Raw genomic sequence first — 9,253 nt, 5'->3', positions numbered from 1 at the left:
TTCGATGCCGCAAAGGTCGCGACACACCGAGACCACCACGTCACGTACCTTGCCGCCAGGCGGCGTCAGGAAGGGCTCGCCGGAAAGGCGCCAATCGACATGCCAATCCAGCCCATGTCTGGCCAGGATCGCCTCAGCACGCTGGCGCAGGTCGTCCGCGCGACTGGCTGTACTGAAGCGAAAATTGAACAATGCGGTCAACGTGCCAGGAATGACATTGTTCGCCCCCGTGCCCGCATTGATATTGGATATCTGGAAAGAAGTCGGCGGAAAATCCGCATTGCCGGCATCCCATGTCTGGGCAACCAATTCGACTAGCGCAGGCGCCACCGCATGAATGGGATTGAGCGCTTGCTCCGGATAAGCTACATGGCCCTGGATACCGCGCACCGTCAACGTGCCCGACAGTGATCCACGGCGCCCGACGCGAATCAGATCCCCCAGCTTAGCCTTGGCCGACGGTTCACCGACCACGCACCAGTCGATGATTTCACCGTCGCGGCGGAAATGTTCCGCGACTTCGCGCACACCATGCAACGCCATGCCTTCTTCATCGCTAGTCAACAACAGGCCCACGCGACCGGTGTGATCGGGATGAGTACTGGCGAAGGATTCCAGCGCAACGACCATCGCTGCGACCGAACCTTTCATGTCTGCCGCCCCGCGCCCATAAAGCAGACCATCGCGAATCGCCGGTTCAAAGGGCGGTGTCTGCCACTCGTCTTCCGGGCCGCTGGGTACGACATCCGTATGTCCCAGGAACATCAACAATGGGCCACTGTCTCCATGCACGGCCCATAGATTGTCGACATCCCCGTAACGCAGATGTTCGATATGAAAACCCCGCCTTTCCAGGCGCGCGGCAATCACGGGCAGACACCCGGCGTCATCGGGCGTGACCGAGCGACGACGAATCAAGTCACAGGTGAGATCCAGTACATCAGACATGTCTTACTCCAGTTCCGCGTCGCGCTGCCCAAGCAGCAACAACGCCAGCACAATCAACACTGTCAGGCGAAACGCTGCCTCCAGGCCATTCCATTGTTCAGACATCCACATGCCGAACCACTCGCCGCCGATACCGATGAACCCCACCATCCATACCAGCAATCCCACGCAAAGCCCTGCTGTCGCGGCGCTCTTGGCTCGCTCGAATACCGCGGCAGCCGAACCTCTGCGGCGCCACAGGCGACCCACACCCCACCAGCACAACATGGCCGCTAACGCCTCCCCGAGTATGATCAGTAGGTACACGACATGTTGCAGCGGTACCGATCGAATCGCGCGATAGTGGATCGCCGCATTCGGAAAAATGGAGTCCATTGCCAGGACGTGCTGCACGAAGACCAGGTTGCTGCCGTAATCGGTGATGTTGCCAAAGGCGACAAGGCTGAATTCCAACGCCAACGCTGCCACGAACATTATCTTGGCGAGACGACCGATCATGCGCGCCCGAACAGCTTCTTGAAGCCGTTGTCGGTAAAACCGACGCTCACCGAGCCATCGTCAAGCACGACCACCGGTCGGCGTACCAGCGCGGGATACTCCTTGAGCAACAAGGTCCACTCCGGGTCGCTACCCGGATTCTTGCGCTGCGGCAGCAGGTTCCGCCATGTAGTACTGGACTTATTGACCAGCTTTTCCCAGCCGCCCAGATGCTGTGCCCAACTTTTCAGCGTTGCCGCCGGCACCGGGTTGGCTCGGTAATCGATAAATTCGTGTGGTACTTCAAATCGCGTGAGCCAGTTGCGTGCCTTCTTGCAGGTATCGCAATTGGGCAGGCCGTAGAGAGTATGGGTCATGAGTGGTCAACCATCCTGGGGCGGGAAACAGACGAATCGGCGATGAGCATGCCGCGAACCATGATCGAAGTAGAGCGCTGCCGCCCTCACTCCTCACCCATTCGCAGCAGTTCGTTGATACCCGTCTTGCTCCGGGTCTTCTCGTCGACCTGCTTGACGATCACCGCGGCGTACAGGCTATGCGTACCATCCTTGGCCGGCAGGCTACCGGATACCACCACGCTGCCGGCTGGAACACGGCCGTAGCTGATCTGGCCCGTCATGCGGTTGTAGATACGGGTGGACTGGCCCAGGAAGACCCCCATGCCGATCACACTGCCACGCTCGACCACGACGCCCTCGACCACTTCCGAACGCGCGCCAACGAAGCAGTTGTCTTCGATGATGGTAGGGTTGGCCTGCAGCGGCTCTAGCACACCGCCAATGCCCACGCCGCCGGATAAGTGGACGCCGGCACCGATCTGGGCGCAGGAGCCGACGGTGGCCCAGGTGTCAATCATGCTGCCTGGACCTACATACGCGCCGATATTGACGTAACTGGGCATCAGAACCGCGTCCCTGGCCACGTGCGCGCCACGACGCACGAGCGCACCGGGCACCACGCGCGCGCCAAGTGCCTCCAATTCAACGTCATTGCCATGCGCGAATCGCAGTGGCACCTTGTCGAAGGCGAGCGCGGAACCGCCATCGACCACGCGGTTGCCATTGATACGGAAATAAAGCAGCACTGCCTTCTTGATCCACTGGTTGACCGTCCAGCCGCCGTTACCATCCGGCTCGACCACGCGACGCTCACCCGATTCGAGCAGGTCGATCACCTGCTCCACCGCCGGACGCAGATGCGTTTCGATTTCCGCCTGGGACAACTCGTTGCGACGCTCGAACGCGTCGTCGATGAGGGATTCGATGGTCTGCATGGAGGGGACTCTTGAGAACTGGGACTGAAGGGTAGTGTAAAGGAAGCTTTCGGCGCCGTTGTGGCTGGCAAGATCGCTCGCCGCAATCGGCGGACACGTGGCGTAGGGTACCTGCGCGATGCTGCGATCTTGATATTGGCCGGCCACGACGGCCTTACTGCTTTTTAGCGCGCGACCGCCTTTATAGCTGAGGTATCGTTATCGCCCCACCTTCTCCAGCAAGGCATGCAACAGGGCATCCTGCTGCGGCAGGCTCAGCGGCAGGTCGCTGCGATTGGTGACCAAGAAGAAGTCTTCCGCGCGCTCGCCAAAGGTCGCGATACGCGCGTCATGCACGCGAGCGCCCGCTTCGGCCATGGCCTGTGCCACACCGGCCAGCAACCCAGGACGATCAGTCCCTACCAGGGACAATCGCGTGCGATCGCCCGCTGCGGAGAAAGCGATTTTCGGGGCTATCTGGAAATGCCGCAGATGGCGCGACATGTTGCGCTTGGCCGGCTGGTGAGTATGGCCCGGTTGGGCCAGCGCACGCTGCATGCGCTGCTTGAGTTCTTCGGCGCGCAGTTCGGTAGCCGGCTGTTGCGTGGTGGCGTCAAGCAACAGGAAGGTATCAAGCGCCATGCCGGTGTGTGAACTGAGGATGCGCGCTTCCATCACCGAAAAATGCAGGCGATCGAGCATGGCCGTCAACGCGGCGAACAACCCATCCCGATCGGGCACATAAACGAATAGTTCCGTAGTGCCACGCACGGACAAGGGATGCACCTCGACCAGCGGCATGGCCCCCTTGGCACTGAGGATGGCGGCCGTCTGCCACGCAATCTGCTCCGGGCGGTGGCGCAGGAAACTCAGGTCGGGAAAATCCGCCCAGGTACGCAAAACGTCCGTGGCGGCAAACCCGTCCGCCTCCAGCAAAGCCAATGCACGTTCACGGCATTCGCGCACGCGCGTGGGCGCATCGACGAACACTTCTTCCTCGTTGCGCAAGGCATAGCGAGTAGCCGTATAGAGGTCCGCGAGCAGGCGATCCTTCCAGCCATTCCACAATTTGGGGCTGGTACCGATGATGTCGGCGATGGTGAGCATGTAAAGCCGGTCCAGCCGTGCCCGCTCGCCCACCAGATCGGCAAAGCGCTGCACGACATCCGGATCGGTGATGTCCTGGCGTTGCGCGGTGGTACTCATCAGCAGGTGCCAGCGCACCAGCCAGGCCACTATCTCGCCTTCTTCGCCCGACAGGCCGACGAGTGCACAGAATGCTCGCGCGTCGTGCTCGCCCAGTACCGAATGATCACCACCACGCCCCTTGGCGATATCGTGGAACAGGGCAGCAAGCAGCATCAACTCAGGCTTGTCCAGCGCTGCCCAGATTTCACAGGCGATGGGAAATTCCGCCTTGGCAGCCGGATCGGCGAAGCGAGCCACATTGCGCAACACGCGCAAGGTGTGTTCGTCGACGGTATAGGCATGAAACAAGTCATATTGCATGCGCCCGAAAACCTTGCCGAAAGCAGGCAGGATGGCCGCCAGCAAGCCATGACGATTCATGCGCCACAGCGCATCCACGGCGGGGGCGCCCAAGCGCAGCAGGCGCAAGAAAGCGCCGAGCACGCTCGGGTCATCGGCCAACTGACCATCCAGCGCCGCCGTCGCCTGATGCAGGCGACGCATCGTGTCGGCGGTAAATCCAACGATGCCCGGTTCTTCCACCCGGGCGATGAATATCTCCACCAGAGCGGCCGGACGACGCAACAACAAATCGGGATCGCGCATGGCCAGCCGCGCGCCGTAGCGGATGAAATCCTCGCCTACCGCCTGCGGCTCCTTGGGCGCTTCGAGCATCTCCTCGAAGCGTTCGACCAACTGTGTGCCCAGGCGCTCGATCTGGCTGGCAGCACGATAGTAGCCTTGCATGAACTGCTCCACGCCCAGGTTCTTTTCGTGCTCATCGCGAAAACCCAGGCGCTCGGCCAGCGGACGTTGGTAATCGAACAGCAGCCTTTCTTCGGCGCGTCCCGCCTCCAGATGCAGCGCCCAGCGATAGCGCCGCAAGGTCATTTCGGCCTGCAGCAGCGTTTCCTCTTCGGCCGGATCAAGCAAGCCGTCGGCGGTCATCTCAGGAAAATCGCCGGCATGTGCAAGGCGGCGCCCGAGCCAGCGCAAGGAGTCGAGTGTGCGCAATCCGCCTGGGCCGTCCTTGATATTAGGCTCGAGGTTGTATGCCGTGTCGTTGAAGCGCGCATGGCGCGCATTACGCTCGGCCAGGCGAACATCCAGGTAGGCGCGAGGTGGCCACAACGCCGGGTCGTCGACGATCGCCCTGAGCGACGCCTCCAGTGCCGGATCGCCTGCTAATCGCCGCGCATCGAGCAAGCTGGTGAAGACACTGGCATCCTGCGCTGCCAGGGCATGGCACTGGGCTGCATCGCGAACGGCATGCCCCACCTTCAGCCCCACGTCCCACAGGGTCGCGAAGAACTGCTCCAGCGCACGCATCCGCGCAGGCTCGGCTTGTTCCACGAGGGCCAGCAGGTCTACATCCGAACAGGGAAACAGCAGACCGCGCCCGAAGCCACCAATCGCAAACAATGCTGCGTCGGATACATCACCCAGGCACGCCGTCCATACGTGGACGACGATCCGCTGTACCGATTCGCTGCGCCGCCGCGCCAGCACTGACGCATCGGCCCCATCTCGAAATGCCGTGGCGAGCGCACGATCGACGTCGCCGAGTAACTGCCGCAGGGCGCGGCGGGCTTCGCCGGCCACGCCGGAGCGGGGCACGGCGGTTGGAAGGCGGGGAAGCGGAGGGATGGTAGCCATGGGTGGAGTAAAGCCGTTCGCCGGGCGAGCTGTAAAGTCGCACCTGTGGCGCTGTAAAGAGGAAGTGCAAAGCTCGCCAGATGGACGGACTTTTCTCCTCTTTACCCTTTACAGCCCCGCCAGCGTGGCTTTACGGGCGCCTGCGGCGCCGACCTCACAGCGAGCCATCCACACCGCAACACCGGCACGGCTCAAGCGTCAGGCCACGGCGTCAGAATCTCGAACCCGTCGTCCGTCACCGCAATGGTGTGCTCCCACTGCGCCGACAGCGAATGATCCTTGGTCACCACCGTCCAGCCATCAGGCAATTGCTTGGTCTGCGGCTTACCGGCGTTGATCATCGGCTCGACCGTGAACGTCATGCCCTTCTGCAAGGCAAGGCCGGTACCGGATTTGCCGTAATGGAGGATCTGCGGCTCATCGTGGTAGATCTTGCCAATACCGTGGCCGCAATACTCACGCACCACCGAGAACCCCGCCGCTTCGGCGTGCTTCTGGATCGCCGCGCCAATGTCACCCAGGGTGGCGCCAGGGCGAACGGCCTCGATGCCGCGCATCATGGCCTCATGGGTGGTTTCGACCAGGCGCCTGGCCAGTACCGAAGGGGTACCGACGAAATACATGCGACTGGTGTCACCATGCCAGCCATCCTTGATGACCGTGACATCGAGATTGATGATGTCGCCATCCTTGAGGACTTTCGTGGACGTGGGAATGCCGTGGCAGATCACGTGGTTGACCGAGGTACACAGCGTCTTGGGAAAGCCGTTGTAACCCACATTGGCCGGAATGGCCTTTTGAACGTTGACGATGTGCTCATAAGCCAGGCGGTCAAGGTCCTCGGTGGTTACACCGGGCTTGACGTGTTCCTTGAGCATGGCAAGCACTTCGGCGGCCAGTTGGCCGGCCACGCGCATCGCCTCGATGTCCTGGGGAGTTTTCAGGGTAACTGCCATGATTCCACTCACATGGCGGCAAGCGCCTGGAATTCCAGTGACTTGCCGCTATACCGGCTGACCGGCTACAATTTCGGAGTTTTGCTGATCCGATCCTTCCACGTCACTGAAAGCGGAAGCCGGCGTCGCAAGACATCTGGGATTGTAGCCGGCTTACGGCCATTCCCTTAAGTCCTTGAATGGACAAATAAAACGCCACACACGTATCGACACCGCCTTCGGGGTGCCGTTCCAGTTATCCCATTTTTAAAGGGAGCCGGACGGTCGAAGTCGGGGATATGTGGAGGTCCCAACCCCCGGACCCTGATCGGTCCATAAAATTTGGAGTTACACCCATGGCTCAAGTCACCATGCGCCAGATGCTCGAAGCCGGCGTCCATTTCGGTCACCAGACCCGTTACTGGAATCCGAAGATGGCCCCATACATCTTTGGCGCCCGCGGCAAGATCCACATCATCAATCTGGAAAAGACCCTCCCCCTCTTCATTGATGCGATGAACTTCCTGTCGGGCGTTGCGCAGAAGCGCGGCACCGTGCTGTTCGTCGGCACCAAGCGTTCGGCGCGCGAAGCGCTGGCCGAAGAAGCCACCCGCGCCGGCATGCCCTTCGTGACGGCTCGCTGGCTCGGCGGCATGCTGACCAACTTCCGCACCGTCAAGCAGTCGGTTGCCCGCCTGAAGGAACTGGAAGCAGCCGAGACCGATGGCAGCTTCGACCGCCTGGTCAAGCACGAAGTGCTGGCCCGTCGTCGCGAGCGCGAGAAGCTGGAAAACTCGCTGGGCGGCATCAAGGACATGAACCGCCTGCCCGACGCGCTGTTCATCATTGATATCGGCCACGAAGACATCGCCGTCCAGGAAGCCAAGAAGCTCGGCATCCCGGTCATCGCGGTGGTCGACACCAACTACAACCCGGAACTGGTCGATTACGCCATCCCGGGCAACGACGATGCCATCCGCGCGATCCAGCTGTACGCCCGCGCTGCCGCCGACTCGATCCTGGAAGGCAAGGCCGCGGCTCCGGCCGCCGCCCAGGGCGATGCCAACGAATTCGTCGAACTGGACGAAGAAGGCAACCCGGTCGCCAAGGACGAGCGCAAGGCCCAGGCTCCGCGCCGCGACCGCGACAACCGTGGTCCGGCCCGCAAGGGTTCGGGCGCACCGCGTCGCGATGGCGGCCGTGACGGTGGTCGCGGCGGTCGTCGTAGTGGCGATGAGTCCGACGGCGAGTAAGTCTTAAAACCGCCCCGGCCAGACCGGCCGGGGCGCATTCAAGCATCCGAGGAATACCGATGAGCAATATTTCCGCCCAACTGGTCAAGGAACTGCGCGAGCGCTCCGGCGCCGGCATGATGGAATGCAAGAAGGCGCTGACCGAGAACAACGGCGACATCGAGGCGGCCATTGAGTGGCTGCGCAAGAACGGCATGGCCAAGGCCGACAAGAAGGCTGATCGCGTGGCCGCCGAAGGCCGTATCGCGACCGCCCAGTCCGGTCACCAGGCCGTGCTGGTGGAAGTGAACAGCGAAACCGACTTCGTCGCCAAGGCGCCGAACTTCGTGGAGTTCACCAACAAGGTCGCGCAGGACGCGCTGAAGGCCAATGCCGCCACGCTCGAAGCCCTGAAGGCTGCTGCGCATGTGGACGGCGGCACCGTCGAAGAGGCCGCCAAGGCTCAGGTCGTCACGATTGGCGAGAAAATCGACGTGCGTCGCGTGGCGCGCGTCGAGCACGACGGCCCGCTGGCCACCTACTCGCACGGTGGCAAGATCGGCGTGATCGTGGCGCTCAAGGGCGGTTCGGAAGAGCTGGCCAAGGGTATTGCCATGCACGTTGCCGCCATGAACCCGCCCTACGTGAAGGCCGAGGACATTCCGGCTGATTTCGTGGAAAAGGAAAAAGAAATCGCATTGGCTGCGATGTCGGACAAGGAAAAGAACAAGCCTGCCGACATTCTCGAAAAGATCATCGCCGGCAAGATCAACAAGATCGTGTCGGACGTGACCCTGGTCGGCCAGCCTTATGTGCTGGACACCAACGTGACCGTCGGCGACGCCCTGAAGAAAGAAGGCGCCGAAGTGGTCTCCGTCGCTCGTCTGGCCGTTGGCGAAGGCATCGAGAAGATCCAGGAAGACTACCTGGCCGAAGTGCAGAAGGCGATGCAGGTCTAAGGACGTCGCGCCAACTGCTGATCGTGGAAAAGCCGCGGACTCCGCGGCTTTTTCTTTACCTGCGTTTTCTTGTGGCACGAGGCATACCGCAGCGCGGAAGGGGCAAGGGACCCGTGAAGGGCGCAGGCGCACGCGGCATTGCGCCATGCGATGACAGGTCATAGGCAAGGGCAGCGCTGCTCCAAGGATCAGTCTTCGCGCCCTCGCGACTCGCCCCTCACCCCCCGCCCCACGCAACCACAAGCTGAAAGACGAAAAACAAACGCTCGCCGCCTTACCACCGCTCCATTACAATACGCGCGTTTTGCCCCACACAATTCGGAGATCCCATGAGCGAACAGCTTAAGTACCGCCGCATCCTGCTCAAACTCTCCGGTGAAGCCTTGATGGGCGATGCCGACTACGGCATCGATCCGAAAGTGATCGGCCGCCTTGCCGAGGAAATCATCGAGATCCAGAGAGCCGGCGTGCAAATCGGCGTGGTGATCGGTGGCGGCAATATTTTCCGCGGCGCCGGCCTGGCCGCGGCCGGCATGGATCGCGTGACCGGCGACCACATGGGCATGCTGGCCACGGTGATGAATG

The 9,253-nt window shown here is 61.8% G+C and carries 8 protein-coding genes and 1 pseudogene; 3 read left to right on the top strand and 6 right to left on the bottom strand.

The annotated features are described in order from the left end of the window. The 6 genes from dapE to map form a co-directional block, all read right to left on the bottom strand. Positions 1-948: succinyl-diaminopimelate desuccinylase (dapE, locus tag VF436_RS08605; protein ID WP_330903598.1), on the bottom strand; the 948-nt coding region annotated here is incomplete at its 3' end. 3 nt (positions 949-951) lie between these two features. Beyond that, a complete protein-coding gene (locus tag VF436_RS08600; RefSeq protein ID WP_330903597.1) occupies positions 952-1,446 on the bottom strand; it encodes a DUF2165 domain-containing protein in 495 nt (164 codons plus the stop codon). Continuing rightward, positions 1,443-1,802, bottom strand: coding sequence for a Spx/MgsR family RNA polymerase-binding regulatory protein (locus VF436_RS08595; RefSeq protein WP_330903596.1), 360 nt, complete (start codon positions 1,800-1,802; stop codon positions 1,443-1,445). The genes VF436_RS08600 and VF436_RS08595 overlap by 4 nt, the downstream gene beginning before the upstream one ends. An 86-nt stretch (positions 1,803-1,888) precedes the next feature. Next, positions 1,889-2,719, bottom strand: coding sequence for a 2,3,4,5-tetrahydropyridine-2,6-dicarboxylate N-succinyltransferase (gene dapD, locus VF436_RS08590; RefSeq protein WP_330903595.1), 831 nt, complete (start codon positions 2,717-2,719; stop codon positions 1,889-1,891). A gap of 198 nt (positions 2,720-2,917) precedes the next feature. After that, positions 2,918-5,542, bottom strand: a complete 2,625-nt coding sequence (gene glnD, locus VF436_RS08585) for a [protein-PII] uridylyltransferase (protein ID WP_330903594.1) — start codon at positions 5,540-5,542, stop codon at positions 2,918-2,920. A 191-nt stretch (positions 5,543-5,733) separates the two neighbouring features. After that, positions 5,734-6,498 carry a type I methionyl aminopeptidase gene (gene map, locus VF436_RS08580; protein ID WP_330903593.1) on the bottom strand — a complete coding sequence of 255 codons (765 nt, stop codon included), beginning with the start codon at positions 6,496-6,498 and terminating at the stop codon, positions 5,734-5,736. A gap of 335 nt (positions 6,499-6,833) precedes the next feature. Here map and rpsB point away from each other — a divergent pair, with 335 nt between their 5' ends. The 3 genes and pseudogenes from rpsB to VF436_RS08565 form a co-directional block, all read left to right on the top strand. Beyond that, entirely contained in the window at positions 6,834-7,730 is an 897-nt protein-coding gene (gene rpsB / locus VF436_RS08575) for a 30S ribosomal protein S2 (protein ID WP_330903592.1), read from the top strand. Positions 7,731-7,789: 59 nt separating this feature from the next. After that, positions 7,790-8,668: a translation elongation factor Ts gene (gene tsf / locus VF436_RS08570; RefSeq protein ID WP_330903591.1), complete on the top strand. Its 879-nt coding sequence runs from the start codon at positions 7,790-7,792 to the stop codon at positions 8,666-8,668. A gap of 329 nt (positions 8,669-8,997) precedes the next feature. Next, positions 8,998-9,253, top strand: a pseudogene (locus VF436_RS08565) (UMP kinase); the annotation flags it as partial.

Origin of the sequence: Dyella sp. (genome assembly GCF_036384435.1) — a bacterium.
Lineage (GTDB): Bacteria > Pseudomonadota > Gammaproteobacteria > Xanthomonadales > Rhodanobacteraceae > GSA-30.
This window is presented reverse-complemented; position numbering and strand designations above follow the sequence as displayed.

Excerpts from the sequence above, each read along its gene's own strand:
- VF436_RS08600 (WP_330903597.1), bottom strand. The coding sequence starts at position 1,446 with ATGATCGGTCGTCTCGCCAAGATAATGTTCGTGGCAGCGTTGGCGTTG.
- VF436_RS08595 (WP_330903596.1), bottom strand. The coding sequence starts at position 1,802 with ATGACCCATACTCTCTACGGCCTGCCCAATTGCGATACCTGCAAGAAG.
- dapD (WP_330903595.1), bottom strand. The coding sequence starts at position 2,719 with ATGCAGACCATCGAATCCCTCATCGACGACGCGTTCGAGCGTCGCAAC.
- glnD (WP_330903594.1), bottom strand. The coding sequence starts at position 5,542 with ATGGCTACCATCCCTCCGCTTCCCCGCCTTCCAACCGCCGTGCCCCGC.
- map (WP_330903593.1), bottom strand. The coding sequence starts at position 6,498 with ATGGCAGTTACCCTGAAAACTCCCCAGGACATCGAGGCGATGCGCGTG.
- rpsB (WP_330903592.1), top strand. The coding sequence starts at position 6,834 with ATGGCTCAAGTCACCATGCGCCAGATGCTCGAAGCCGGCGTCCATTTC.
- tsf (WP_330903591.1), top strand. The coding sequence starts at position 7,790 with ATGAGCAATATTTCCGCCCAACTGGTCAAGGAACTGCGCGAGCGCTCC.